Origin of the sequence: Spirosoma rhododendri (assembly GCF_012849055.1) — a bacterium.
Lineage (GTDB): Bacteria > Bacteroidota > Bacteroidia > Cytophagales > Spirosomataceae > Spirosoma > Spirosoma rhododendri.
In genome coordinates, this window is record NZ_CP051677.1 from 252,004 (window position 1) to 278,817 (window position 26,814).

A 26,814-nucleotide genomic window follows, 5' to 3' on the forward strand; every position below is an offset into this window, starting at 1 on the left:
TGTAATGCCTCCGCTTATGAAGCTGCATGTCCGGCACGATTCCGAATACACCTACGATCATCCAGTTGCCCTGGGGCCGCAGATGCTGTATCTGTACCCACGCATGTACCCGTACCAGCGGTTGCTGCGCTACGAACTGATTATCGACCCGGTTCCGTCGCGAATTGTGCGCAATATCGATGTCGAGGGCAATGTGCAGCAACTGGCTTACTTCGACCATCCGACCAACCGCCTGAACGTACGGGCCGAAATCGAGCTGGAGTCCGAGGAATTCAATTCGTTCGACTTTGTCCTATTTCCTTTTGATACCCAACGAATTCCGTTTCGGTATCCGGCTCAGGAGCAGGATTTGCTGAACCCGTATATGGAGCGGGTCGGGGTGTCGGAACGGGTGGAAAGCTGGGCGCGACAGCTGGCGGCTCAGGCTAGCTGGCAGACAACCAGTTTTCTGATGGCGCTCAATCAGGCAATCCGTCAGTTTACCTATGAGGTGCGCGAAGTAGGAGCGCCCTACCCGCCGGAGCAGACGCTGATGCTGATGTGCGGCTCGTGCCGTGACTACACCACCCTGTTTATGGCGGCCTGCCGCAGTGTCGGCATTGCCGCCCGCTTTGTAAGCGGTTATTTGTTTGGCAACCCGCAGCAGGAGCATCAGCTACACGCGTGGGTGGAGGTGTATCTGCCCGGCGCAGGCTGGCGCGGCTTCGACCCAACGCAGGGTACCGTTGTCAGTAACCGTCATATTTTCCTGACATCGACGGCCAAACCTGAGTTGGCGGCCCCCATTAGCGGCACGTTTCAGGGGCAGGCCAGCTCGACGTTACGGGCTGAACTGCTGTTCACCTAACAGGCCCCCAACGGATTTTTACAACGACCTTATCAACAAAAAAGGGAAACAGCACACGGCCGTTTCCCTTTTCTTATTGATGATGTTTGAACTGATTAACCAAGTTGTCCCCGACAGCTTCCAGCTGTCGGAGCCGACAGGCTAAATGGTAGCAGCCCTGTTAGCCGCTATCGCGGCTCCGACAGCTGGAAGCTGCCGGGGACAACCTGATCAATCACTGGGTTAAGCTACCAGCTCCAGCGGCACGGCTGTCGTGCTGCCTTCGGGAAGCTCTTCAGCTACCGGCTCGATGGTGACGACGATAAACTTGGACGTGGGCGTGTTACTCACGTCGGCCACGCTCGTAATCGGAATCAGCGGATTCACTTCGGGGTAATAAGCCGCCGTGTCGCCCTTCGGAATGTCGTACGGAATGGCAACGAAGTTTTCCAGATGGCGCTCCTCACCGTTGAAATGGCTGGTGATGTTGATAAGCTGCCGTTCGCGGATGCCCCGCTCAGCCATATCGTCGGGATTCATGAACACCACCCGCCGTTCGCCGTAAACGCCCCGGTAGCGGTCGTTATAGTCGTAGATGGTGGTATTGAACTGATCGTGGCTGCGAAGCGACATCATCACCAGCTGACCGGCTCCGAGCCGATGCCCTTCCATCGTCGTAGCGGTAAAATTCGCTTTGCCGTTGGCGGTGGTAAAGTTACGTTCGCGGGGGCCGTTGGGCAGGTAGAACCCGCCGGGCTTACGAATCTTCTGGTTGAATTTATCGAAACCCGGAATTACCCGCCCGATCGCATCGCGAATGGTGTCGTAGTTCTCCGTGTATCCCACCCAGTCGACGGTAGACCGGTTGCCGAGCGTGGCAATGGCGATGCCCGACACAATCGCGACTTCACTGAGCATTTCGCCCTCAACCGGCCGCAGCACGCCCTTGTTCTGACTAACCACACCCATCGAGTTTTCGCAGGACGTAAACTGGTGCCCGGCTTTCTGCATGTCGATGTCGAGGTGAGTCAGGCAGGGCAGTATCAGCGAGGTTTTCCCCGTTACAAGGTGCCCCCGGTTAAGCTTCGTGCTCACGAAAATCGTCAGATTCTGCTTCCGCAGGGCCTCGGCAACCAGTTCGGTATCGGGCGCGGCCGACAGGAAATTACCGCCCATGCTGAAGAAAACGCCCGTTTTGCCTTCGTGCATCGCTTTGATGGCTTCCACTGTGTCGTAGCCGTGTTCGCGGGGCGGTTCGAAACCGTATTCATTGCTCAAGTCATCGAGGAATTTCTTCTGCGGGCGTTCCCAGATTCCCATCGTACGGTCGCCCTGCACGTTGGAGTGGCCACGTACCGGGCAGGTGCCCGCGCCGGGTTTGCCAATCGCGCCCTTCATCAGTTGCAGGTTCACGATTTCCTGGATGGTCATCACGCCGTTTTTCTGCTGCGTCAGTCCCATTGCCCAGCAGGTAATGATCTTCTTTTTCGGCGCGATGATGTTGGCCGCTTCGAGCAACTGCTCTTTCGTCAGCCCGCTCATTTGTTCGATCGACTCCCAGCTCGTGTTGCGGATGGTGGCAATAAACTCCTCGTAATTGGTCGTGTATTCCCGAATAAACTCGTGGTCGATTACTTCGCCGGGATTCATTTCTTCCGACCGAAGCAGGTGCTTCATAATACCCCGCAGTACCGCCATGTCGCCATTGACGCGCACTTGTAAGTGCAGATCGGTAATGGGTGTTCCGCCACCGAGCAGCACTCCGACCGCCTTGATAGGATTGGTGAATTCCTGCGGGTTCTTGAAGTGGCTAAGCCCGGCTTCGTGCAGCGGATTGACGGAGATGATCTTGGCCCCTTTCCGCTTGGCAACCTGTAGCGCCGATAGCATCCGGGGGTGGTTCGTGCCGGGGTTTTGCCCCATAATCAGAATCACCTCGGCCTCGTGAATATCGTTGAGCGTAACGGACCCTTTGCCCAGACCCAGCGTCGGGCTGAGGGCCGAACCGCTGCTTTCGTGGCACATATTCGAGCAGTCGGGCAGGTTGTTGGTACCAAACTGCCGGACGAACAGCTGGTACAGGAACGCCGGTTCGTTCGGCACTTTCCCCGACGTGTAGAAGATAGCCTCGTCGGGCGAGTCGAGCGCGTTAAGTTCGTCGGCAACCAGTTGAAACGCGTCGGGCCAGCTGATCTGCCGGTAGTGCGTATCGCCGGGGCGTAGCACCATCGGGTGCGTCAGCCGACCGGTGTTGTTGAGGTCACGGTCGGTCATGTGCGACAGCTCGACCAGACTGTGCTGAGCGAAAAAGTCGGGGTCGGCCCGGCGGCTGTCGGCGTCAGATGCGGTGGCTTTGGCTCCGTTTTCGCAAAACTCAGCGAACGACCGGTGATCGTCGGGGTCGGGCCAGGCGCAGGATGAGCAGTCGAACCCGTCTTTCTGATTGAGGTTCAGTAGCGCCTTCGTTCCGCGCCCGACGCCTGCCTCGCTCCACGAAAACTCCATCGATTTCAGCACCGCCGTAACACCCGCAGCCACCGTTGCCGGCTCGCCCAGTTTCAGCCCCGTAAAGGCTTCGGGGGGCTGCGCCAGTACCGGATTCCGATGCTTGGCCCCCACGTTATCGGGCACAGGCAGGGCGTGTTTGTCGGCGTCCGTTTTCTGCATGTAATGATCGGGCGCCGTTTGTTTTCCTTCTTCCGGTCGTTCTCCGCTGCGCGGGCTATTCTCGGCATGCTGGGCGGCCGGATTACTTGGCCGCTCCTCGCTATTCGGTGACTTTTCCATAGGTTGATTAATTCTGCACTACAAAAACCTACCCCAAATAGCCTCTCAACGGGTTGGGGTAGGTTCACTATCGATTATTTAAACAACGCCAGTGCTTTGATGATCGTCTGCGAAACGCCCCACAGCAGCGGGATACTGACAAAAATCCAGGCCAAAGCAATGCGCAGCGTCGGGGTGCTTTTTTCTTCGTTCATGGCTAAGTTGGCCTAAGCGATTACGGGTTTTTCTTCGGGTTTGACCTGGTATTTCGCGGCTACGGGTTTTACCAGCAGGTTGCAGATAAACCCGACCACCAGCAGCGATGCCATGATGTACATGGTCGTGTTGTAGGCGTTGGCTTTGGCCACGTTCTCGGCCAGCCCGGCCGCTTTGCCGCTCTCGATGTAGTGCTCCCGCAGGGAGGTGACGATGTTAGGCCCCAGGATAGCCGCCGTGCTCCAGGCCGTCAGTAATCGACCGTGAATAGCCCCCACCTGCAACGTACCGAACATGTCGCGCAGGTAGGCCGGAATGGTGGCAAAACCCGCGCCGTACATCGACAGAATAATGCAGAAGATGCCCACGAACAGCCCGATCGTAGCCGTCGAGCCAATGAGCGCATACAACACTGCACCCAGTCCGAGGTACACCATATAGATCGTTTTGCGCCCGGTTTTGTCGGACAGCGACGACCAGAAAAACCGCCCGGCGAGGTTGAAAAGGCTCAGCAGCCCCACGAAACCCGCAGCGGCTTCAGCCGTGATGCCTTTGCCCACGCCCATTCGTACGTCGGAAAACACTTCCTGAATCATGGGCGATGCCTGCGACAACACCCCGATACCGGCCGTCACGTTCAGGCAGAGTACGCCCCACAGCAGCCAGAACTGCGGGGTTTTGATGGCATTGTCGGCCGTAACACTGGCCGTGGCAATCATCTTGTTGCCGGAATTGACAGCGGGCACCCAGCCCGCCGGTTTCCAGTTGGCGGGTGGTACGCGGGCGATGAGTACCCCGAACATCATGAAGCAGAAGTAAATAAGGCCCATCGTTACCAGCGTCTGCCACACGCCCATCGACGTGGGCGTTGCATAGTACTTCATCAGCGCGACAGCCAGCGGGGAGCCAATCATGGCACCACCGCCAAAGCCCATAATGGCCATTCCCGTTGCCATGCCGGGCCGGTCGGGAAACCACTTGATGAGCGTCGAAACAGGCGAGATATACCCCAGTCCCAGACCGATACCACCCAATACGCCATAACCGCCGATGAATAGCGGTAGGCTGTGAATCTTTACGCCCAGCGCCGACACCATGAAGCCACTGGCGAAGCAGATGGCGGCCACAAGCATGGTTTTGCGCGGACCGCTCCGCTCCACCCATTTGCCGAAAATTGCCGCCGATACGCCCAGAAAAAAGAAGGCAAAGTTGAACCCCTGCACCGTTGCCGAGAGTGGCCAGTCGTCGGGGGCCGGTTGATCGATACCGATCAGTTTCGAGAGCGGAATGTTGAATACGCTGAGCCCGTAGGCCTGTCCGATGCACATGTGAACAGCCAGGGCAGCGGGGGGAAACAGCCAGCGACTATAGCCCGGACCAGCTACTGATTTTTCCCGGTCGAGAAATGATAAGAATGCCATTTTACGTGTTTGTGTTGGTTAAGGTGTTACTCAGTTACAGAGAGTACGTGCGTGACTAACGCAGCACATCTAGGTTTAAAACATTTTTTCCTCCTTATAAGTCAACTTTTCTTTGATCTGGTGAATATAAAAGAATAATAGAGCACAAGGTTCAGCCGATGAAGCCGGAAATTTGGGGAGGTGCCCTCAGTTCAAAATCAGGGCCTATTTTCTATATCAATTTAGCAAATATATACCTGTGACGTCTGTACTTTCCGCGCCGGACAGCCCGTAAAACTCATGGTTGCCACCTGTCCGGACAGCGTCTGCCGACCGGTACAGAACTAGCGGGAATGGTACCGTTTAAGTAGTAAACCGATCAATCAGATCAACTTATTTGTCTGTAGGGCGTTGTCGCCAGTAGCTTGACCTGTATCTTTGTTGCTTTGTACTTCTTACTTATCTGATTCCCTATTGTGACCCTAATCAAATCCATTTCCGGCATTCGGGGGACCATTGGTGGACGCAGTGGCGACGGCCTGACCCCGCCAGACGTTGTTAAATTCACGGCAGCTTTTAGCCAGTGGTTACGACAGCGCAACCCAGCACTGACAACGGTTGTCATCGGTCGCGATGGGCGGCTGTCGGGTGAGCTGGTTGCCAAACTGGTAGCAGCAACCTTACAGGGCCTCGGCCTCGATGTGCTGGACCTCGGCCTCTCCACAACGCCAACCGTTGAAGTTGCGGTTGTTGGCGAACAGGCCGCTGGCGGTATTATTCTGACGGCCAGCCACAACCCGATCCAGTGGAACGCGCTTAAGCTGCTCAACGAAGCGGGTGAGTTTATTTCGGCTCAGGACGGTGCCGAAGTGCTGGCCCTGGCCGATACCGACGCCATCGAGTACGCTGACGTACGCAAACTGGGAAAATACCGGACCGACGACACCTGGCTCCGCCGACACATCGACCAGATTCTGGCCCTGACCCTGGTCGATCGCGACGCTGTTGCCGCCCGGAATTTCCGCGTCGTTGTCGATGCAGTCAATTCCACCGGTGGCCTGGCCGTACCGATGCTGCTGGAAGCGCTGGGTGTTGAGCAGGTAACGAAACTACACTGCGAACCGACCGGTAACTTTGCCCACAACCCCGAGCCACTACCCGAAAACCTGCGCGACATTATCAAGGAGATGGAGCGCGGCAACGCCGACCTCGGCATCGTTGTCGATCCCGACGTCGACCGGCTGGCGCTGATCTGCGAAGACGGGTCGCCGTTCGGTGAAGAATATACGCTGGTGGCCGTGGCCGATTATGTGCTGCGTACGGGTGGCGTTGGCAATACGGTGTCGAACCTGTCGAGTACGGTAGCGTTGCGCGTAATCACCGAAAAAGCCGGTGGCAGCTACTTTGCATCGGCGGTGGGCGAAGTCAACGTGGTCGAGTTGATGAAGGAAAGCAACGCCGTTATCGGTGGCGAAGGAAACGGCGGTATCATTTACCCCGACCTGCACTACGGCCGCGACGCACTGGTGGGCATCGCCCTGTTCCTGACTCAGCTGGCGAAATCCGGCAAGTCGGCATCGATGCTCCGCCGGACGTACCCGAACTTTTACATCTCGAAAAATAAGATCGAACTAACGCCCGATATCGACGTCGACGCGCTGCTGGACCGGATCAAATCCCGGTATGCCCGCAACCCGATCAGCACCATTGATGGCGTAAAAATCGAATTTGACCGCGAGTGGGTTCACCTGCGCCGGTCCAATACCGAGCCGATCATCCGTATTTATTCCGAATCCGACACGCTGGCCACAGCCGATCATCTGGCCGGAAAAATCATTAACGATATTCGGGAGGTAATCGCGGAGAAGCGGTAGTTTCTCACGGTTCTATTATCAGGCGGGTTGCTCTAGTAAGTAACCCGCTTTTTTTATGTGTTCTGTGTAGCCTGGCGTGTATGTGTAGCCTGGACGTCCACGTCCGGGTGGACGCGAAGCGGCCCACAAAGCTACCGCCTTACATAGTTGGCCTAACGGCCACCCGGACGTGGACGTCCAGGCTACATAAGCGCGTCAGGATACACAGAACACAGGATACACAATCGCCCCACGCTGGCCCCTATTCTGTGGAGAAACCTACTCAGCTACCCACTTTCCGGCACACCTACTACGTTCCGTTTTCACCAAGTAACATTCTGACAGTTAGCACATTACTCTATAAACACTTCTTACTGGCACAGTTTTTACCACTCTGTAGTCAGATCCCAAACAACTTAAACACACACGATCATGGGTTTTATTAGAGGAGTACTTGCAGGTCTTGCCATTGGTTATCTGACAGCACCACGTAGCGGTAAAGACACCCGCCAGAAGCTGAGCGAAGGCATCAGTGATCTTCAGAATCAGTGGGACGAGGGTGTTGCCGATGTAAAATCGCAGTTCAGCAGCTTACTTGGTCAGGCTGAAGCAAAAGCTGATGAAGTAAAAGACAAAGCAAACAATCTGGCTGATAAAGCGCAGGACAAAGCTAATGAGGTGAAGGCTGACGTTAAATCGCAGTACAACCAGGAGCGCGCGAAATCGAATTATAACGATAAAGTTGAAGATGCAGCCGACGCTACGAAGTCGGGTGTCAACAAAGTAGAAGACGCGCTGAAACTCAACTAATCAGCACGCAACACGACTCAACGCTATGAAAATGGAAGCGGCTGACTCTACGGAGCCAGCCGCTTTTTTGCGTTTTACCAATTAACCGTTACCCAAAAAGAGGCCCCATCTTTCGGGTGAAAGTGGGGCCGTTCATATCGTTGAGTCAATCAGAAAGGGGGACAGCGTTTAGTTTGCTTCATCCAACACTGTCTGTGCAGATAATCATATTGGTCAAAACCATGCCACTCTGAAAATACAAACTTTAAAAATCTGTATATCAGAACTTTAAAGTTTGTATGAGTTACCACACGCTACGGTAGTCTACTGAATTTGTGGATAATATTGCCCGATGTTGTGGTCTGCTTACGCCGTATGTATAATTCCTCACAATGAGCACTGTAAAACTACTTACTGCGCCCCCTTAGCGACGGCGCGTTCATAGTTCTGATTGAGTTGTTCCATAAACTTACCCGTCACCCAGCCGATATCGGAATCGCGGATAAAAACGAACCGCTTCGGCACCGATGTATTGCTGTAGGCCCGGACAATAGCGTCGAGCAGCAAGGCTCCGGCGATGATTTGTTTTTCGTTGAACTGATTCTGTGCGTTCGCCAGATCAGCTTCCGCTTTTCGGCGGATCACGGGGTCGGTCAGGTTGCTCAGGTCGGGGTGGATCAACGCCTGATAATCATTGAGAGCCAGTTGCCGAAACCGGTCAACATCACCCTGCGTCAGCGGAACGGCCGTCGTACCGGCCCGCTCGGGGTGAAGGTACGCGGTCATGGCCCAGGCAATTCCCCCACCGAACGCCACTGTTTTGCGCTGCTGCAAACCCGGACTCGCCGTATTAAACTCCAGATTGATTGTCGTGTCGGTCAGGGGGCGGATGGCTTTCAGCGCTTCTTCTTTGTACCCAGTAATATCGAGTGACCGTTTGTTGTCGATCTGAGCCGCCAGCGTTTTGGTACCGAACGGAAAGCTGATCGATCGAAATTGCCCGCTGCCGTCGTAGTAGCCGCCCTTTGTATTGCCACTACCGATGTCGATGCAGGATGTCGACGCCCAGAATTTACGGGGAATCGTACCGACCATAAACAGTTCAGCCTCGCGGGCGGCCGTAAGCGTCGTGTCAATAGGCATACTTTTGCCGTTTGGCAATTCGGTCGTGACCAGTCCCGTCAGCAATTCATACAGCTTCTTTTTCTTTTCCGGTGTCTTCCCCAGCGACTCGTTGATACCGCTACTGAACGCCATATAAACCCGCTCCGGGCTAATGTTGTAATGACGGATCGAGTCGAGGTAGGCTTTCATCACATCGCGCCCCGCGTCGAACGCCTGCGCTGTACCCGACACCAGCGTCACGTTGGGCGCAAGCGGCTTCGAGCGAATATCTTTTGCGTAGAAGCCATTGTCGTAAGTCGTACGGAAAATGGCCAGCTTCACCCCCGACGCGCCAATATCAATACCGGCGTAGAGGTCTTTCCCGGCGGCTTCGTTTGTTAGCTGACGCATAGCCGCTTCACTAGCCGTAAAGCCCAGCTTCTGGTACAGCGCCGTGGCTTTTTGAAAGTACCGAACGGCTTCTCTGGTGTTTTCCAGCTCGGTATACGCGTAACCCAGGTTTTCGTAAGCAATTGCTTCCTGCGTAAGATCTTTTTGCTGAACGGCCGGTATGGCCCGCTGTAGCAGATCGATAGCCTGTTGCGGCCGGTCGACCATGCGCAGCGTATTGCCCAGCTTAATAAAACGGGCGGCTTCGACAGGGGTTCGGGCATTCTGCGCCTGAAGCGACAGACTGACTATGAGCCAACTACAAAGCAGTAGACAGTATTTCATACGAAAAGAGTAATAAACAGGGGTCAGGTTTTTTGTTTGGTCGATTTCGACAGTCCGTTTACCCGGCAGCCCACTGAATATCAGGGCTGTTTAGTGCTAGTCTGTTTACCCCCAGCCCCCTGAAGGGGGAGCGGTTCATTTGCGTAGTGCTCCCCCTTCAGGGGGCTGGGGGTAAACAGGCTGTCACAAAGACCGAGTGGGCTAAAAATACGGCATAATCCACAGGCTACGTAGTGAATAAGCTGCAACTGTAGTATGCGGTACTGGCGTAGCGTCGGGGGAGTGTAGCGCGACAGGCTTAAAACGATTCGCCGGTCAGGATGTAAAAGCCGGGGCCTTCGCGGGTGAACCCAACGTCGAAGCGCAGGAAAACGTCTTTCTTTTTGAACAGCAGATACCGTACCCCGGCTCCACCGGCTGGCAGCAGGTTACTGAAACTCAGCTCCCTCACCGACGGGGCCACTGTGCCGACGGCCGCGAATACAGCCGCGCCGACCCGCTTGCTGAACCAGAACGGCAGCCAGCGATATTCGAGCTGCGTGGCCGCATGAACCTTGTCGCGGTAACGGCCCATGTAATAACCCCGCATAATGGTTTCGCCACCCAGCAAAGCCAGTTGGTTGAACGGAGCGTCGCCCCCGGCCAGCACGCCGTATGCCTGCCAGGCCAGCACCTGATTGGTACGGACTGTTTTGTACAGCCGCACATCGGCCACGATGTTGGAAAACGTGTAGGTGCTGCCCCGCGTCGGGTGGTAATTGAGATACGTCAGTTCGGCGAACGCACCTTGCCGGGCGTTGAGCACGTTAGGGCGACTGTCGTAAATCAGGCCCACGCCCAACCCCAGATTGGTGCTCCCCGTACTACCGCGTGGCAGGTCGAGCGGTGTACCCTCCGGCTGCTGAAACTCAACCCGGCTCAGGTGCTGCAAATCGACGGCCAGCCCACCGAATAGATTAGGTCGAATCCGGCGCATGACCCGCTGCCGCGCCTGAATCGAGAACGCGTCGACCGTGGCTGGATTGTCGGTGTGGGCGTCGGGGCCGATTCCGTAATAGAGCAGTGGAAACCGCTGAAACCGCGCCCGGCCCAGAAAATACCAGCGGTCGTGATCGCCAAAGACGGTATTGTCGAGGTTCAGACCGTATTGCCCCAGCAGCGTAAAAAACCCAAACGCCTGCAATTCACTCAGCCGATTGTTGACCGTATCGTTGTTGGCGTGGTACAGGTACAGAGCCGATACGCCCAGTTCGAGACTGGTTTCGGGCGCGTAGGCCAGCGTCGGATACAGGGCCAGATGGGGCTGATTTGATGCAGTCGTATCGTTCAGAAACCGGTTGTACAGCCTCGTAACGATGTTCTGAGCCCCCGCCGATCCGGTACCGGCTATCAGCAGCCCAAGGCACCAGCCAACGCGCATCATTCTCGCCAGATTACCGGTTCTGCTCATTGCTGTGTGGTGTTGATCTGGCCAACAGTAGCCTATACGTCTCTATACTCATACGATCCGTACCACCAATTGTTTCGTGCGCAGGACTTTTTGTTAAAATAGCATTAACCCAATATTATTTTAAAATAATTCATAATTGACGAATATATTCTGCTTTACTGTTAAAAATACGCACTATAGTTTTGATAAATTAGCAGAATACAATTTTGAATACGTCTCTGTTTTTAACTGATCCTGACTATGCGACATCGCTTTACTGTTCAACTATGGGGGCTACTGGCTGTGTGCTGGCTCCTGACCCAATCGGCTGGCTGGGCCCAATCGGCCCGGACGATTACGGGCCGGGTTATCGCCAAATCCGACGGAAAAGGGTTGCCCGGTGCCAACGTACTGGTGAAAGGTAAAACCGTCGGGGCCGTAACTGATGCCGATGGTGCCTTTACGCTCAGTGCCGAACCCAATGTGACGCTGACCGTTTCGTACATCGGGTTTCTGACGCAGGAGTTCGTGCTGGGCAATCAGTCGCAGATTACGATTACGCTGGCCGACGATGCCTCGCAATTGCAGGAAGTCGTCGTGACGGCCCTCGGTATTGCCCGCGATAAAAAAGCGCTGGGCTACAGCTTACAGGAAATAAAAGGAGCCGAACTGACGCAGGCCCGGCCTACCAACCTCGTCAATGCCCTGTCGGGGAAAATTGCGGGGGTGCAGGTGACGGCCACTAACGGTATTCCAGGCGCATCGTCACGGATTCTGATTCGCGGGGCCAACTCAATCGGGGGCAATAACCAGCCGCTGTTCGTAGTCGACGGGATTCCAATCGATAATGGCAGCTACAACGTCACGCCCGGCTCAACGTCCAACACCAACAACGTCACGACCGACTACGGCAACGGTGCCTCATCGATCAACCCCGACGACATCGACAATATTTCCGTGCTGAAGGGAGCCAACGCAGCCGCGCTTTACGGTTCGCGGGCGGCCAACGGCGTTATTCTGATCACGACCAAGCGCGGTGCCGCCAGCAAAAACATCGGCGTAACGGTAAATACCAACACGACGTTCGATAAACCACTGCGGTTGCCCGATTTCCAGAACGAATACGGGCAGGGTCTGAAAGGGCAGTTTTCGTACGTCGACGGGCTGGGCGGTGGCGTCAACGACGGCGTCGATGAAAGCTGGGGCCCCCGGCTCGACGGGCGGCTGATTCCGCAGTACAACTCCCCCATCGTCAACGGCGTCCGGACGGCAACGCCCTGGATTGCGCGTCCCGACAACGTCAAGAATTTCTACGATACCGGCGTTACGACGACCAATAGCATCGGCCTGACGGGCGGCAGCGACAAAGGCGATTTCCGCATTGCCTACACCAACCTGAATCAGAAGGGAATGCTGCCCAACACCAACTACAAGCGGCAGAACATTTCGCTGAACGCAGGCTGGAATTTCACCCCGAAACTGAACGTCCGGACGAGCGTCAACTACATCAAAGACGGCTCCGACAACCGGCAGAACCTCAACCTGTACTGGATCTGGTTTGGTCGGCAGGTCGATCTGGAAGACCTAAAGGCTAACCCCGTCGTGGAAGGCACCGACCCGTCGCAGTGGCCGCAGCAGCGCAACTGGAACGCCAACTATTGGAACAACCCGGCTTACGCGCTGAACTACTTCAAATACGGCAACGACAAAGACCGGATCATCGGCAACATCACGGCGACCTATAAACTGACCGACTGGCTGAGCCTGACGGGCCGTACGGGTACCGATTTCTCCAACGACCGGCGCATCACCAAACGGGCGAAGGGCGTGGGACTTCCCAACGGCGACTACACCGAAGACATCGTGTACGTCCGCGAAACGAACAGCGACTTCCTGCTGACGGCCGACAAACGGTACTCCGATTTTCACGTCGTGGCATCGGTGGGCGGCAACCAGCGCCGGAACGTCACCCAGCGCGACTACATGTACGCATCGGAGCTGACGATTCCCAACCTGTACAACATCGGCAACGCCAAGTCGCGCCCGGCACTCTTCGGTCGGCAAACCGACAAGCGCGTGAACAGCCTGTATGGGTCAGCTTCGCTCTCGTTCCGCGATTACCTGTTCCTCGACCTGACGGCCCGTAACGACTGGTCGAGCACGCTGCCCGCCAACAACCGGAGTTATTTCTACCCCTCGGTGTCGGCCAGCGCCATTCTGACCGACATGCTCAATCTGCGCTCCAACGTGCTGACCTACGCCAAGCTGCGCGGGGGTTACGCGATGGTGGGTAACGACACCGACCCATACAACCTGATGCAGGTATACACCAGCGAAACGGCCTGGGGTAACACTACGACCTTCTCGGAAAACAACCTGATCTACAACCAGAACCTGAAGCCGGAAATCACGACGGCGGTAGAATTTGGGCTGGAAACGCGCCTGTTCAACAACGCGCTGCAATTTGAATTTACGTACTACGACAAGAACACGAAGAACCAGATTCTGCTGGCCAACGTCGCGCAGAGTTCGGGCTACTACAACTCCGTTATCAACGCGGGGAGCATCCGCAACAGCGGCTTCGAACTTGAGCTGTCGGGCGCAGTTATCCGGCGGCCGGGCGGCTTCCGCTGGGATGTGGGTGTCAACTTCGCCCGTAACCGCTCGCTGGTAGTCGACCTGGGCGGGTTGTCGACGTATCAGATCAACACGGGTTCGCTGCTGCGCAACGTGATTCTGGAAGCGCGGCCCGGCGACCCCTACGGCAACTTCTACGGCACTTACAACCGGCGCGACCCCAGCGGCAACCTGATTATCAACAGCCAGGGCTACCCCATCATGTCGTCGGACCGGAAAGTAGTGGGCAATATCATGCCGAAATGGACGGGCGGTTTCCAGAACACGTTCAGCTACAAATGGGTGACGCTCAGTTCGCTGATCGACGTGCGCTGGGGCGGTAACGTCTTCTCGCAGGGTATCAACATCGGGCGGTACACGGGTGTACTGGCCGAAACGCTGCCGGGTCGGGAAGGCAACATCGTAGCGCCGGGCGTCACCGAAACGGCCAACGCCGATGGCACGTTTACCTACGCGCCCAACACGGTGGCGGTGGCCAATGCCGACGATTACTACCACAACTTCTACAACCGCAACGTCAACGAAAATTACATCTTCGACGCCAGCTACGCCAAGCTGCGCGAGGTACGGCTGGGCTTTGCGATTCCGCAGAAGTGGTTCGGCCGGACGCCCTTCCACAACGTCAACTTCGCGCTCGTCGGCCGCAATCTGGCTCTGCTCTACAAGAACATCCCGCACATCGACCCCGAAACCAGCTATTACGGCGACGGCAACGTGCAGGGCTTCGAGAACGGCAACACCCCCTCGGCCCGCAGCATGGGCTTCAACCTGACCTTCGGACTTTAATTTTTTCTAAACACAGAGGTACAGAGGATTGCACGGAGAAAGTAGAGAAAAAGCTTCCCAAACTCCCGTGGTCGGTGTCTCCACCGACCACGGAATCAGCATCGAATCAACGTAAGAAATAGACCTCCGTGTACTCCGTGAAATCTCCGTTCCTCCGTGTTTAAAAACACACATACATCAATGAAGAAATCGCTCTTTCTCTCATTCGCTTTTTCGCTCGGCATCCTCACCGCCTGCGATAACAAGTTCGACGAAACCAACGTCAACCCCAACGACCCGACCAGCGTACCGGCCGAACGGCTGCTGCCGCACGGTATCTACACGACCGTCAACGGAGTCATCGGCACGTTGGGCTTAGACGTGGGCAACGACTGGGCGCAGCACATGGCCCGGATTCAGTACACCGAAATCGACCAGTTCAGCTTCACCAGCGACACGCAGGACACCCCCTGGCGTAACCTGTACAACGAATCGCTGGCCGATTTTCAGAAGGTCATCGAACTGGGGCAGGCGGGCAACAATGAGAACTATCAGGCCATCGGGCTCATCATGCGGGCGTACGTCTACTCGGTTCTGACCGACGTGTACGGCGATATTCCGTACTCGGAAGCGCTGAAAGGCACCACGAGCGGTCTTGTTGCGCCGAAGTTCGACATGCAGAAAGATGTGTATGCCGGGCTGGTAGCCGATCTGAAAACTGCCAGCGACCTGATCAACACTAAAACAGTGTCGAGCGAAGGCGACATTCTGTTCGCGGCCAACATGACCAGGTGGAAGAAATTCGCCAACTCGCTGAGCCTGCGCTTACTGAACCGGATGGTGAATAAATCGGGGCTGAGCATTGATCCGAAGTCCGAAATGACCCGGATTCTGAGCGACCCGACCAAGTACCCGGTGATGACGTCGAATTCAGATGTAGCGCAGCTTGTTTACCTCGCCCGTCCCAGCAACAACCCGATCAACGAAAACCGGCGCACCCGCGACGATCACCGCGTTAGTGCCACGATGATGAATAAACTCGTCGGTATGAGCGACCCACGCTTGGCCATCTACGCCAGCAAAGCGGCCGACACGGGCGAATATAAGGGCGTACCCAACGGGCTGTCGAACTCGGAAGCTGGTGCACTCGGCCTGACAAAAACGTCGAAGATCGGGACGTACTTCGTGCAGGAAACGACACCCGGTGTACTGATGAGTTATGCCGAACTGAACTTCATCAAAGCCGAAGCTGCGCTGAAGGGCGTTACGGCGGCTGGCGACGCGGCAGCGGCTTACCAGGAGGGTATCAAAGCGTCGATGAGTTACTACGGCCTGACAGCCCCAGCCAGTTACCTGACCGCTACGACGCTGAAAACTGGCAACGATGCGCTGGTGCAGGTGCTGGAACAGAAATGGATTGCGCTGTTCGGGCAGGGTGTCGAAGCCTGGACGGAATATCGCCGGACAGGTATTCCCGCACTGGTGGTGCCGAAGATCAATTATAACAACAACGCAATCCCGACGCGCCTGCCCTACCCGTCGTCGGAAGAAAACCTCAACAACGCCAACTTCAAAACGGCCCTGACCCAGATGGGCGGTGCCAACACCATGCAGACAAAGCTGTGGTGGGCGAAGTAGGCGATGCTGGTTTAACGTTTAAGGTCCAATGTTTAAGGTTGCTCCGCTGGGTAACCTTAAACATTGGACCTTAAACGTTAAACCAGCGCAGCTTACAGCCCCTTATCCACCGCTTTCTTGGCTTCATCGAAGTCGGCGGGGAGGGGGGCGTTGCGTTTGATAACCTTGCCGGTGCGGTTAATGATCGTCGCGCTGGGCAGATCGTTTGCGCGGAGCCGACCCGACAGCCCGTCGAGTTGGCCGCTTGTCAGTAGCAGATGATCGCCAATGAGTTTATTGCGGGCAGCGGCTTCAACCCACACGGATTGTTCGTCACTAGTCAGCATGGGTAAGTAGACGACGGCGAAATCGCGGGCATCGTAGGTGCTGCGAAGCCGTTGCGCGTCGAGGGCGGCCTGACGCCCGGCTTCGCTCTCGTTGGACGTCAGCAGCACATAGATCACCTTGCCCCGGTTGGCGTTGATGACCTTGTCGAACAGGTCCGATCCGTTGGCCGTACCGAATTTATCGCGTGTAACAAAAACGCCGGGCGACACTTCCAGTTCGGTGGCCACATCCTTACTCGCAACCAGCGTCTGAACGGCCTGTTTCATCGCCACACTGTCTCTGGTTTCCAGCGCGTACAGTTCGTCGAGCGATTGTCCCAGCCGCCGGTTTGTCAGTTGCGGGCGGGCATAGTCGTAGAGCAGCTTATCCTGCGCCAGCGTCAGAATCGGGAATGAATTGACCAGCCAGAACGCCGTCATATACTCCCGCCGTTCATCGTCGTATTGCTTGCGGCTCTCCTGAATCAGAAACTCGTAGTTGACCAGCGACTGAATCATTTCGTTGTTACGCCGGACCAAGTCGGTCAAAAAGCGCAGGTCGGCATTGCGGGCGGAGTTGGTTTCGGCGAACTGCTGCAACCTTGCCTTTTCGGCATCGGTCAGATTCGTTCCATAGCGCAGCAGCAGGCCCGACAGCTTGTCGACAGCCAGCCCCCGCTGCGCCTGTTGCGATGCTTTACTAACAATCTGCCGGTTGGCAAAGGTGGCAAACCGGTTCATGGCCTGCGTGCGCGATGCCGTCAGGATCAGGTCGTTCGTCAGGCCAACCGAATCGCTCAGGGCGGGCGGTTGTCGCTCATCTTCACCCACAATCAGGCGATCGTATAAAAAACTGGCGGCAGCGTAGCGGTTGTCTGCCTCAACCCAGCGGGCCAGCAGCGGAAACGGTTTCTCCTGTGCGGCAAACGCCCGAAATGGTTTTTGGAACGCCTGATTCAGCAGTACGAATGAAGTATTACTAACTGGGCCGCTGATGTCTTCCGACAGCTTCTTGACGTTCGGCTTATCGGCGTACCCCGCTTCAAACGCTTTGTACCGGGCATATTGCTGATTGACCTGCGCATTGACCCCGCCGAACCGGAACGGCACCCGCGCCGTAAAGAGCGAGTCGGCGTTAAGGTCGATCGTCAGCGCGCCGGGGGCTGCCAGAAACGCCGTCGAAATACGGCCGTAGGTGAAGTAGAGTTCCTCCTGCGAATAGATTAGCGGAATGCTCACCCGAAACGTACCATCGACGTTGAGCGGAGCCGGTTTTATCAATTCCCGACTGGCTTGCAGAATATTGTTACGGCCAACTAGTACGGTCGGTGCGTCGCGATAGAGCCGGGCCGACAGATTCCGAACCCGTCCGCTGACAATTACCGAGTCGACCTGCGCCAGCACGTTTGCCGACAGTAGTAACGAGCAAAATAGTATGGTGAGAAAACGCATGTGTAGTATACGGTAGTGCAGTTTACGGTATTCGGTTTTTCGGTTGTCGGTTTTGCAGTATCCGCTAGGTTCCGTTTACCCCCCAGCCCCCTGAAGGGGGAGCGGTTCATTTGCGGAGTACTCCCCCTTCAGGGGGCTGGGGGGTAAACGGAACCCGAAATTGATGACAGCCAGGCAAACTTCGGAGCGCAAAATCGACAACCGAATACTATAAATCATAAACCGAAAACCGTCATTTTGTTTGAATGCCGTGGTACTGAGATTCTTCCTGATAATCTCTCCGTAGCGGATGGCCAATCCAATCGGCGGGCATCAGAATCCGGCGCAGGTCGGGGTGATTCTCAAACCAGATACCAACCAGGTCGTAGGCTTCGCGCTCGTGCCAGTCGGCCGTACGCCACAGATGCGACAAACTGGCTACCGATGGCAACTTACTTCCGACCGCGCTGCGTGGCACCATTACTTTCACCATCAGATCATGTTCGTACGGAATCGATGTCAGGTTGTAGATTACCTCCATCGTGTTTGCGTCGGGGCCGTTGTCGATGGCGGTAACGCAGGCAAGTAAATCGAAAAACAGGCGGTCGTCGTCGCGTAGAAACTGACACATATCGACCAGCCGCTCGGTCGGGATGGTCAGAAACGGCTGGATGGCCTGTGAATTGGTCGTGAATACGTCGGTTCCGAACTGATCGGTCAGTACGTCGACAATGGCGGAAAAGGTCATGGGGATCAGGCGGGCGACTAACAGGACCCACCAAACAAAGATACAGCATTTCGCAACCGGATTGGCTAGCCCCACCCCTGTCTCCACCGACCAGCCCAATACGGGCCGGAACCGGCGTCAGCCTGCCCCGCTGATGGGTCGGTTATGGCGTCTGATCGAGGGGCGATTCAAAGCGTTGGAACGCAGCTTCATCAGGCAAGGTCAGGAGTGGGAATTGGCCGCTTGCACGGCCCTGCACCAGCCCGATGGACTGACTTGATGGCAACATCGGCTCAACAGACCGGAGCACGATTCAGGGGCCGTATGCCGCCAAATTACCGACTCGCCCACCGTAGTGCAAGCCCCACTGAAGCTGATAGCCAACAGCGAATGGGCACCCCTACTCAGAAAATTGACTTGGTGCTGCGCACCCTGTTTCTTCCGTCCGTACAGCCTCTGCGTACGTTGATACACTAACTGCGGAAAATCGTTGATATTCGTCTCAAAAGTGCACACCTTTTGGGGTTATGTCCTTCCACGCCCGAACGTATCTATGCAGTCTTTTCGTCTACCTCCTGTTATCGGTGGCCGGGGCCACGCCTATTGTCCTGCGCGACCCCACCCAAACGTATGATCTGTTTCGGTCCAGTTCGCTGCTGGAGGTTCGGCCGGGGCAGGTATCGATTCAGGACTTACTGCAAACGCCCGGCCGCTATACCTTTGTACCGACCCGCAACGCGCTGATTAAACCGCAGGAACAGCAACGAGCCTACTGGTTTCGGGTCGACCTGACGCGCCAGTCAGCCGATGCGTTTATCCTGCACTTTGATTACTGCGGCACCGAGCGCATGACAATCTACGAAGTAGCTGATGGGCGCGTAGTGGCATCCCGGCAGATCGGTACGCTTGTTAGGGAATCAGCCAATCCTTTCCGGTACAGCAACTGGTTCTGGCCTATGCAGCTTCCGGAAGGTCAGCCCCGCACAGTGTACGTGTACATGGAAGGCATTCACACGACGGCACTGTATTTCGGGGCGGAGACGGCGACTACCCTGCTCGGGACTATCCATTCAGACGACCTGTTCAACGGGATTTATTACGGATTTATCCTGATTGTTATCCTGTACAGTTTGTTTCTCTACACCCGGCTCGGCGAACGCGATACGCTGTTTTATGCCATCTGGGTATTGTTTATCGGCTTGCAGCTAGCCCTGTACCGGGGCTTTGTGACCGAGTTCCTCTGGGCGTCCGACCCGTCGCTCAGCCGGTACGGCAGCGTCATCGGCGGCCTTACGGGGATACTGCACATCCTGTTTACGGTCGAGTTTCTGCGCCTTCGCCAGCTCTCCCCCCGTTTCTACCGGGTTGGGCTGTTCGTGGCGGGTTTGTACCTGATCGGCATTGTGCTGCTCGCGTCTACTATAGCGACCAGGGGGCAGTTGGGTAGCCCCACTGACCTCATACCCGTGCTTGCACTGATCGAGGGCTTGTTCAGCGTCGGGGCGGGTGTTTTCGCGCTTCGGCACGGGTTTCGGCCCGCCCTTTTCTACAGCATCGGCAACCTGATTTTCTTTCTGTCAATCTTTCAGTTTCTGTCCTACGCCTTCGGGTATCTGCCGCCCACCTTCTGGGCCAGAAACAGCCTTTATATCGGTTCCGGTATTGAGATCATCCTGTCCGCACTGGCCCTGACCTACAAAGTCAACCTGCTGAAAGAGAAGGAAGACGAAGCTATCAGCGAACAACTTCGGCTTGCCGACGAAAATCGGAGACTAGTCGAACGGCAGAATGCCGAACTCGAATTCCGGGTGCAGGAACGCACCACTGAAATCAACGCCCGGGAAGACGATCTTCAGGTAGCGCTTGCTTCGCTGCGCCAGACGCAGGAACAGCTTGTGCAGCAGGAAAAGCTCGCCAGTCTGGGCGAACTGACGGCCAGCATCGCCCACGAAATTCAGAACCCACTTAACTTCGTCAATAACTTCGCCGAAGTATCGGTCGAACTGGTCGACGAACTGAACGACGGCTTGCAAACGGGCGATACTGACACCGTATCGACACTGTCGAGCGACATCAGGACCAATCTGGCGTATATCGTGCAGAACGGGCAGCGGGCGTCCGACATCGTGCGCAACATGCTCCAGCACGCCCGCGCCGAGACGGGACAGCTCGAACTCACCGACCTTAACACGCTGGCCGACGAATATCTGCGGCTATCTTATCAGGGTATTCGGACCAAAGACCGGTCGTTTACAGCACAATTGCAGACCGACTATGATCCGGCCCTGCCCCCCGTGTTGATTGTGCCGCAGGACATTGGCCGGGTGCTCCTCAACCTGCTCAACAACGCGTTTTACGCCGTGCAGCAGAAAGCCCGGTTAGCCGAAAACGGCTTTATACCAACCATAGCGGTCTGCACCCGGCACACAGCGACCTACGTGCGGCTGACGATACGCGACAACGGACCGGGAATTCCCCCCGCCGTGCAGGACAAGATTTTTCAACCTTTTTTCACGACAAAACCAACCGGACAAGGAACTGGACTGGGATTGTCGATCAGTTACGATATTATTACCAACGGGCACGGCGGGCAGCTTTCTGTCGATAGTCAACCCGATGTCTATACGGAATTTTCCCTTCAGATACCCCTCCCTGTAAGCTAGTGACTACTATGAAGATTATGATTGTCGATGATGAGCCAGATGTACGTCCACTTTTTGAACAACGGTTCCGCCGTGAAATTCGCGACGGTAACATTGAGTTGATTTTTGCCTATTCGGGCGAAGAAGCCCTGCAACGACTGGCCGAGTCGGCCCTGGTGCTGATCCTGTCTGATATTAACATGCCCGGCATGGATGGGCTGGAACTCCTGCGCCGAATCCGGGCGCAACACCCACAACTTCCACCCGCCGTGCTGATGGTATCGGCCTACGGCGACGCGCAAAATCAGGAGCAGGCCCGCGCACTCGGTGCTGACGACTTCCTCACGAAACCGGTTAATTTCAACCGTCTAAAAACTATACTGGCCCAGTATAATGTGGTTTAACGTTTACAGGTCAAGGTTATCGGTCCCGTACTTTAAACGTCAGCCCTCAGACCTTAAATACTGAGTTCAATTTCATGCCTACCCGCATTCTGGTTGTTGATGATGAGCCGCACATCGAATCACTGATGTTGCAACGCTTCCGCCGTAAAATACAGGCGGGCGACTACCAGTTTGCCTTTGCGGGCAGTGGGCGGGCGGCTCTGGCCTCGATCAGCGACACCAACGACCCCGACGTGCTGCTGCTGGACATCAACATGCCCGACATGGATGGGCTGACGCTGCTGGCTGAAATCGGGGAGCGGTTGCCCAACAGCCGGGCCGTCATGGTGTCGGCCTACGGCGACCTGGGCAATATTCGGGCAGCTATGAATCGGGGGGCCTTCGACTTCGTTACCAAGCCAATCAATTTCCAGGACCTTGAACTGACCATCGAAAAAACGGCCCGGCACGTGAGTCAACTGCGCGACTCAATCCGGGAAAAGGCCGTGGCTGCACTCAAAGCCCGTTTTTTCGATAACATCACCCACGAGTTTCGCACCCCGCTTTCGCTCATTCTGGCTCCGCTCGATACGCTGCTCTGCCAGGAACCGCTCGCTCAACCGGTACGTCGGCAACTGACGGTTGTGCAGCGCAATGCCCGGCAGCTCCAGAACCTGATCAACCAGTTGCTCGACCTCGCCAAACTCGAAGCGGGTAGCCTGCCCGTCATCGAAACCGGGGGCGACGCGGTGCTGTACACCAGGCAGGTCGTTGACACATTCTCCCCCTTGGCCGAACAACGCGACATCGACCTGCGCTTTTCAACCGACACACCCACCTATGCGGGCCGGTTCGACGCCGACAAGTGGGAAAAAATAATGGCTAATCTGCTTTCCAACGCCCTGAAATTTACCGGAGCGGGGGGGCAGGTAAATGTGGCACTGTCGCCAACAGCGACTGGTATTCAACTAATCGTACAAGACACGGGAATCGGTATCGCGGCTAACTACCTGCCCCATATCTTCGACCGATTCTACCAGATCGAATCCTCATCGATCCGGAATTACGAAGGAACCGGGATCGGACTGGCGCTCGTCAGCGAACTCATCGCCCGGCTCGACGGGCAGATTCGGGTCCACAGCCGAATCGACGCGCCTACGGGCACCACCTTTACCGTCGACCTACCCGTCAGCCCGGCCGATGGGCAGACCGGGTCTACCGCGCAGCCGCTACCGTCGACCCGGCCGTTGCCGCTATCCGCTCAGTCCATCGACATTCCAGCCGACGGCACGACCGACAATCGCCCCCTGCTGCTGCTGGTGGAAGATAACGCCGATCTGCTGGCGTTCACGGCCGACGCCCTGACCGAGTCGTACCGCGTACTGACGGCGACAAACGGACGCATCGGGTTGGAACTGGCCCGGCAGGAGTTGCCCGACCTTGTCGTGACCGATCTGATGATGCCGGAAATGGACGGCCTCGAACTGACTCGTCAGCTAAAGACCGACCCCACCACCGACCACATCGCCGTTATTCTGCTGACGGCCCGCGCTACCCGGCAAGACCGACTGACGGGTCTGTTGGGCGGGGCCGACGATTACCTAACCAAGCCGTTTGACCTGCGGGAATTGCATCTACGGCTGCACAACATTCTGCAACGGCAGCAAACCCTGCGCGACTATTACCAACGGCAGTTCAGCTCGCCTATGCCCGCCCCGGCCCTACCGCCGGAACCATCGGTGCAGGATGTGTTTTTGCAGAAACTGTACGCGATTGTTGAAGCCCACCTCGACGACTCGACGTTCCGGGCCGAAGCACTGGCCGAAGAAGTCTCGATGAGTATTCGTACGCTGACCCGTAAGCTGACGACGCTGGCGGGCGAAAGTCCGGCGCACCTGATTCGCACCTACCGGCTCCGGCGGGCCACCGATCTGCTGCGGGCGGGTCATCCCGTTTCCGAAACTGCGTATATGGTTGGTTTCGAGCACCCCGCCAATTTCACCACGGCATTCAAAGACGTGTACGGCCGCACCCCGTCCGACTTTCTGGCCACCCGCTAAGCGCGGAGCAAACTTCCTTCCCACCAGCTCGTCCGCTTTTTTGCACCGACGACGCCCTCGATTGCCCAATAGGCAAAACAAGCTGGCGCAAAACCAAACGTAAGCTAACTCGCTTGCCGTATGGCTGAATTGGTCGATTACGTTGTCCCCGACAGCTTCCCAGCTGTCGGAGCCGTCAGGCTGAATGACCGAAGCTCTGTTAGCCGCTGTCGCGGCTCCGACAGCGGGGAAGCTGTCGGGGACAACCCAGTCGCTCGGTACAGACGGCTCGCTGATACATGACCTGCCGCATTAACGCACTTTTTCTGGTTGGTTGCCGAAGTTGTCCGATTAGCAAAACAAGCTGACGCAAAACCAAACGCCCGCCCGCCCCGCAACCCTGACCTTTGTCATGTGCTCCGCGAGTAAACGATCTATAACTAACCAGTCACTGAAAACAGCAGAAAAATGAAAAACTCCCTACGTCAACCCCCGCTAACTGCCAATACGATCACGATGACTGGCCTGCCCAGTTGTGGCCCCGAAACCGAAATTGCGGCCGCGTCAGTTCAGTCGACTTACATAACGGTAGCTAACTAACCCCGCGACCGCTATGAAAACCGTTCTGATTTGCGTTGTCGTAACTGGGCTAGTGCTGGCTTACTGGCAGTACGAGCATAGCAGCATTTCGACAACAACGCACACCGACCCGTCCCTGACTGCCGCCCCCCAATTATCTAATTATCAGTCGGGTGGTACCTATCAGCCTAACCTACGCGGCTCCGGTTCCTCGTCAGCGCCCCTTGTTCAGTAGCTTTTCGCTTCTTCCATAGTTTACTAAGTATCGTTCCTGCTATCCACCTGATAAACATCTCGGTCTCTTTTCGACCCTTCCTCGCTCCCCAGCCCCGCACCGACCAACCCGGTCGAGTCAGTTTATCCGTCAGTAGCGCAATGCGTTACTGACGGACGCGGGAGTCTGTTTCGATTAGTTGCTATTTGTATTGTACCTATTCACCCTGTCTGGTACGTGCCTATAGTGTGGCTGCTGTATCAGCAAGACTATCGCCAGCCAACTGCACAACATTAGCTAGCGTCATACACGCTGACTCAGGCCAGCCACACCAGCCACTGCATCCAGTTCTCGACCCAAAACAGAAAACGCGCAGCGATCTTGGCCTCCGGAGCCGTTGAGGGCGATAGGGTCAGGCTGTTGTTGTTAAAATCAATATCCATAAACACCTTCCGGGCGGGATCGACCTGCGCCCACACGACCCGGCCGGGCACGGTAAACGTGTGCTGCCGGGCTTTGCCATCCCAAACCAGCCGCTGTTCCCGGGGCCTGTCGTCGGTACCACCGTCGAGCCGTATCAGTACCTCCACCGGCATCTGCCCATCAAAATTTCGTAATACAGTTACTTCCCCAACGGGACTCCCTGCCCGGGTCCGGTTGCGTATCGACTGCAATTGGTAGTCAACTACCTGATCGCCGTAGAGCGCCTGCGCGAAAAACCAGTTCATATCAGCACCGTATTTTTGCCCCAGCCGCTTCGGAACGATTTCGTTGACGATATCGATAAAACTCTGCGCGTTGGGATGCCGAAACTGCCAGCGGTTGAAGTACGTCTGGATAATTTCATCCATCACCCTCCGGCCAACCAGCCCCTCCAGCGTCCGCATCCAGGTAGCCGTTTTCATGTAGGTCAGCACGCCATATTGCCCGGCGGGGAGCTGCCATGTGTTGCCAAACGATGAACCAACGGCCGGATTCTTCTGGTGTGCATACTGATCCCGCGACAGTTCGAGGTCACCCATACGGAAGCCCAGCCAATCGACTACTGACGTTTTCGGCCCGTAGGCTTCGTCCATAATCCGACCCTCGAAATACTGGTTGAAGCCCTCGTCGAGCCACGCTTCTTCGGCTTCGTTGCTGGCCAGCAGCTGCATAAAATACTGATGACCAAATTCATGCACCGTTACAACCTCCGGTATCCGCAGCCCGGCGGGAGTTCCCCAACTCGTTCCGGCCGTGATAAATGTGGGGTATTCCATCCCGCCCGATCCACTTGCGTGGGTTGGCGGGTCAACGATGGTCAGATTGGGAAAGGGGTACCGGCCCACGTGTTTGTCGAAGTAGGTCATGGCCGCTTTCACCGCGTCGAGGTGGCGCCTAGCCTGCGACAGATGCTCCGGCTGCATCAGCAGCTCGATACTGACCGAGTCGCCATCGGGCCGGAGCCACTTGTCGTTGACGACCTGAAAATGGGGCGACGCCGTCCAGGCAAAATCGACTACGTCTTCGGCATGATACTGCACCCTTTTGCGGTTATTGGTCAGCATTTTTTCGCCGACAAACAAGCCCGTTGCGCTTACCCAGTACTCCTTCGGTGCAGTGATGTTGACGTCATATACCCCGTAATCGGCGTAAAATTCGGAGTCGGCATGAAACTGATGGCAATTCCATTGGTTCGTCTTGGCATAGCGCGTACCAGCCGGTTCGTATACCCCGATTTTGGGGAACCACTGCCCAACCAGGTAATAGTCGCGGCTGTAGCCCGTTCGGGCGAAGATTTTGGGGAGCTTAGCCTGGAAGTCGATGCGTAAGCTGATCGTTTGTCCCGGTCCAACGGGTTTAGAGAGCGACACTCGAATCACCGTCCGGTCGTTGGTGTTACTATCGTCAGGCTGGATAAATTCATACGCCAATGCTTCCCCGGCCGCCGTTTTCATCGACGTTACATCAATCGATCCATACGGATTCTCAGCCCCGTTCCGCTCGATCTGATCGCCCCGCAACTGCCCCCCCGATTCGCGCATAAACGTCGACTTCTCGTTACGAAAGGCGTTGAGGTACAGATGAAACCGCAGTTCGTTTACCGGCGCGTTCGACGGATTTCGCCATGTCAGCGTTTCGCGCCCGGTCAGTTTGCGCGTCTTCGTATCGAGCGACACGTCGATCTGGTAGTTTGCCAGCCGGGGGCTCAGCGGTTTGGAGAAAATCGGAACCGCCGGTTTAGCCATCACCTGACCAAACAAACTGATGAGTAGCAGAAGAATAGACAGTCGACGCATAGGGAGGGGTTGTGCAGACCGGATCAGAATGTCCAGGCTACACCGTTCAGGCTACAC

The 26,814-nt window shown here is 56.2% G+C and carries 18 protein-coding genes; 10 read left to right on the plus strand and 8 right to left on the minus strand.

Annotated features, from left to right (window positions below):
* Positions 1-16: 16 nt before the first annotated feature.
* A complete protein-coding gene (locus HH216_RS01020) occupies positions 17-847 on the plus strand; it encodes a transglutaminase family protein (RefSeq protein WP_169549098.1) in 831 nt (276 codons plus the stop codon).
* Positions 848-1,069: 222 nt separating this feature from the next.
* On the opposite strand, the gene HH216_RS01025 is transcribed toward HH216_RS01020, so the two are convergent.
* The 3 genes from HH216_RS01025 to HH216_RS01030 form a co-directional block, all read right to left on the minus strand.
* Positions 1,070-3,613, minus strand: a complete 2,544-nt coding sequence (locus HH216_RS01025) for an FdhF/YdeP family oxidoreductase (protein ID WP_169549099.1) — start codon at positions 3,611-3,613, stop codon at positions 1,070-1,072.
* 74 nt (positions 3,614-3,687) lie between these two features.
* Positions 3,688-3,807, minus strand: coding sequence for an MFS transporter small subunit (locus HH216_RS27040; protein WP_456300617.1), 120 nt, complete (start codon positions 3,805-3,807; stop codon positions 3,688-3,690).
* A gap of 12 nt (positions 3,808-3,819) precedes the next feature.
* Positions 3,820-5,229, minus strand: coding sequence for an OFA family MFS transporter (locus HH216_RS01030; protein ID WP_169549100.1), 1,410 nt, complete (start codon positions 5,227-5,229; stop codon positions 3,820-3,822).
* Between the two features lie 455 nt (positions 5,230-5,684).
* Between HH216_RS01030 and glmM the strand changes: the two genes are divergently transcribed.
* Positions 5,685-7,082, plus strand: coding sequence for a phosphoglucosamine mutase (gene glmM / locus HH216_RS01035; protein ID WP_169549101.1), 1,398 nt, complete (start codon positions 5,685-5,687; stop codon positions 7,080-7,082).
* Positions 7,083-7,493: 411 nt separating this feature from the next.
* A complete protein-coding gene (locus HH216_RS01040) occupies positions 7,494-7,871 on the plus strand; it encodes a YtxH domain-containing protein (RefSeq protein ID WP_169549102.1) in 378 nt (125 codons plus the stop codon).
* 390 nt (positions 7,872-8,261) lie between these two features.
* On the opposite strand, the gene HH216_RS01045 is transcribed toward HH216_RS01040, so the two are convergent.
* The gene (locus HH216_RS01045) at positions 8,262-9,689 is read right to left on the minus strand and encodes a tetratricopeptide repeat protein (protein WP_169549103.1); all 1,428 of its coding nucleotides are present in this window, start codon (positions 9,687-9,689) and stop codon (positions 8,262-8,264) included.
* Positions 9,690-9,987: 298 nt separating this feature from the next.
* Positions 9,988-11,139 (minus strand): BamA/TamA family outer membrane protein, encoded by a 1,152-nt coding sequence (locus HH216_RS01050; RefSeq protein ID WP_254448630.1) that lies wholly within the window; start codon positions 11,137-11,139, stop codon positions 9,988-9,990.
* A gap of 240 nt (positions 11,140-11,379) precedes the next feature.
* Here HH216_RS01050 and HH216_RS01055 point away from each other — a divergent pair, with 240 nt between their 5' ends.
* Together HH216_RS01055 and HH216_RS01060 are read left to right on the plus strand one after the other, a co-directional pair.
* Positions 11,380-14,541 (plus strand): SusC/RagA family TonB-linked outer membrane protein, encoded by a 3,162-nt coding sequence (locus HH216_RS01055; protein WP_169549104.1) that lies wholly within the window; start codon positions 11,380-11,382, stop codon positions 14,539-14,541.
* 180 nt (positions 14,542-14,721) lie between these two features.
* On the plus strand, positions 14,722-16,158 hold the full coding sequence (locus HH216_RS01060; RefSeq protein WP_169549105.1) for a SusD/RagB family nutrient-binding outer membrane lipoprotein: 1,437 nt from the start codon (positions 14,722-14,724) through the stop codon (positions 16,156-16,158).
* Between the two features lie 92 nt (positions 16,159-16,250).
* Here HH216_RS01060 and HH216_RS01065 read toward each other — a convergent pair whose 3' ends face one another.
* Positions 16,251-17,915, minus strand: a complete 1,665-nt coding sequence (locus HH216_RS01065) for a hypothetical protein (protein ID WP_169549106.1) — start codon at positions 17,913-17,915, stop codon at positions 16,251-16,253.
* A 232-nt stretch (positions 17,916-18,147) separates the two neighbouring features.
* The gene (locus HH216_RS01070) at positions 18,148-18,642 is read right to left on the minus strand and encodes an NADH-quinone oxidoreductase subunit C (protein WP_169549107.1); all 495 of its coding nucleotides are present in this window, start codon (positions 18,640-18,642) and stop codon (positions 18,148-18,150) included.
* A 61-nt stretch (positions 18,643-18,703) separates the two neighbouring features.
* Here HH216_RS01070 and HH216_RS01075 point away from each other — a divergent pair, with 61 nt between their 5' ends.
* The 5 genes from HH216_RS01075 to HH216_RS01095 all read left to right on the plus strand — a co-directional run bounded on the left by HH216_RS01075 (position 18,704) and on the right by HH216_RS01095 (position 24,499).
* Complete coding sequence (locus tag HH216_RS01075; RefSeq protein WP_169549108.1) at positions 18,704-18,901, plus strand: hypothetical protein; 198 nt, start codon at positions 18,704-18,706, stop codon at positions 18,899-18,901.
* A gap of 247 nt (positions 18,902-19,148) precedes the next feature.
* A complete protein-coding gene (locus tag HH216_RS01080) occupies positions 19,149-21,284 on the plus strand; it encodes a sensor histidine kinase (RefSeq protein ID WP_169549109.1) in 2,136 nt (711 codons plus the stop codon).
* An 8-nt stretch (positions 21,285-21,292) separates the two neighbouring features.
* Positions 21,293-21,667: a response regulator gene (locus HH216_RS01085; RefSeq protein ID WP_169549110.1), complete on the plus strand. Its 375-nt coding sequence runs from the start codon at positions 21,293-21,295 to the stop codon at positions 21,665-21,667.
* 74 nt (positions 21,668-21,741) lie between these two features.
* The gene (locus tag HH216_RS01090) at positions 21,742-23,706 is read left to right on the plus strand and encodes a response regulator (protein ID WP_169549111.1); all 1,965 of its coding nucleotides are present in this window, start codon (positions 21,742-21,744) and stop codon (positions 23,704-23,706) included.
* Between the two features lie 592 nt (positions 23,707-24,298).
* On the plus strand, positions 24,299-24,499 hold the full coding sequence (locus HH216_RS01095) for a hypothetical protein (RefSeq protein WP_169549112.1): 201 nt from the start codon (positions 24,299-24,301) through the stop codon (positions 24,497-24,499).
* A 296-nt stretch (positions 24,500-24,795) separates the two neighbouring features.
* On the opposite strand, the gene HH216_RS01100 is transcribed toward HH216_RS01095, so the two are convergent.
* A complete protein-coding gene (locus tag HH216_RS01100; RefSeq protein WP_169549113.1) occupies positions 24,796-26,757 on the minus strand; it encodes a M1 family metallopeptidase in 1,962 nt (653 codons plus the stop codon).
* Positions 26,758-26,814: the final 57 nt, after the last annotated feature.

Excerpts from the sequence above, each read along its gene's own strand:
- HH216_RS01040 (WP_169549102.1), top strand. The coding sequence starts at position 7,494 with ATGGGTTTTATTAGAGGAGTACTTGCAGGTCTTGCCATTGGTTATCTG.
- HH216_RS01050 (WP_254448630.1), bottom strand. The coding sequence starts at position 11,139 with ATGAGCAGAACCGGTAATCTGGCGAGAATGATGCGCGTTGGCTGGTGC.
- HH216_RS01085 (WP_169549110.1), top strand. The coding sequence starts at position 21,293 with ATGAAGATTATGATTGTCGATGATGAGCCAGATGTACGTCCACTTTTT.
- HH216_RS01060 (WP_169549105.1), top strand. The coding sequence starts at position 14,722 with ATGAAGAAATCGCTCTTTCTCTCATTCGCTTTTTCGCTCGGCATCCTC.
- HH216_RS01030 (WP_169549100.1), bottom strand. The coding sequence starts at position 5,229 with ATGGCATTCTTATCATTTCTCGACCGGGAAAAATCAGTAGCTGGTCCG.
- HH216_RS01080 (WP_169549109.1), top strand. The coding sequence starts at position 19,149 with ATGTCCTTCCACGCCCGAACGTATCTATGCAGTCTTTTCGTCTACCTC.
- HH216_RS01095 (WP_169549112.1), top strand. The coding sequence starts at position 24,299 with ATGAAAACCGTTCTGATTTGCGTTGTCGTAACTGGGCTAGTGCTGGCT.
- HH216_RS01020 (WP_169549098.1), top strand. The coding sequence starts at position 17 with ATGAAGCTGCATGTCCGGCACGATTCCGAATACACCTACGATCATCCA.
- HH216_RS01025 (WP_169549099.1), bottom strand. The coding sequence starts at position 3,613 with ATGGAAAAGTCACCGAATAGCGAGGAGCGGCCAAGTAATCCGGCCGCC.
- HH216_RS01100 (WP_169549113.1), bottom strand. The coding sequence starts at position 26,757 with ATGCGTCGACTGTCTATTCTTCTGCTACTCATCAGTTTGTTTGGTCAG.
- HH216_RS01045 (WP_169549103.1), bottom strand. The coding sequence starts at position 9,689 with ATGAAATACTGTCTACTGCTTTGTAGTTGGCTCATAGTCAGTCTGTCG.
- HH216_RS01065 (WP_169549106.1), bottom strand. The coding sequence starts at position 17,915 with ATGCGTTTTCTCACCATACTATTTTGCTCGTTACTACTGTCGGCAAAC.
- HH216_RS27040 (WP_456300617.1), bottom strand. The coding sequence starts at position 3,807 with ATGAACGAAGAAAAAAGCACCCCGACGCTGCGCATTGCTTTGGCCTGG.
- HH216_RS01070 (WP_169549107.1), bottom strand. The coding sequence starts at position 18,642 with ATGACCTTTTCCGCCATTGTCGACGTACTGACCGATCAGTTCGGAACC.
- HH216_RS01090 (WP_169549111.1), top strand. The coding sequence starts at position 21,742 with ATGCCTACCCGCATTCTGGTTGTTGATGATGAGCCGCACATCGAATCA.
- HH216_RS01055 (WP_169549104.1), top strand. The coding sequence starts at position 11,380 with ATGCGACATCGCTTTACTGTTCAACTATGGGGGCTACTGGCTGTGTGC.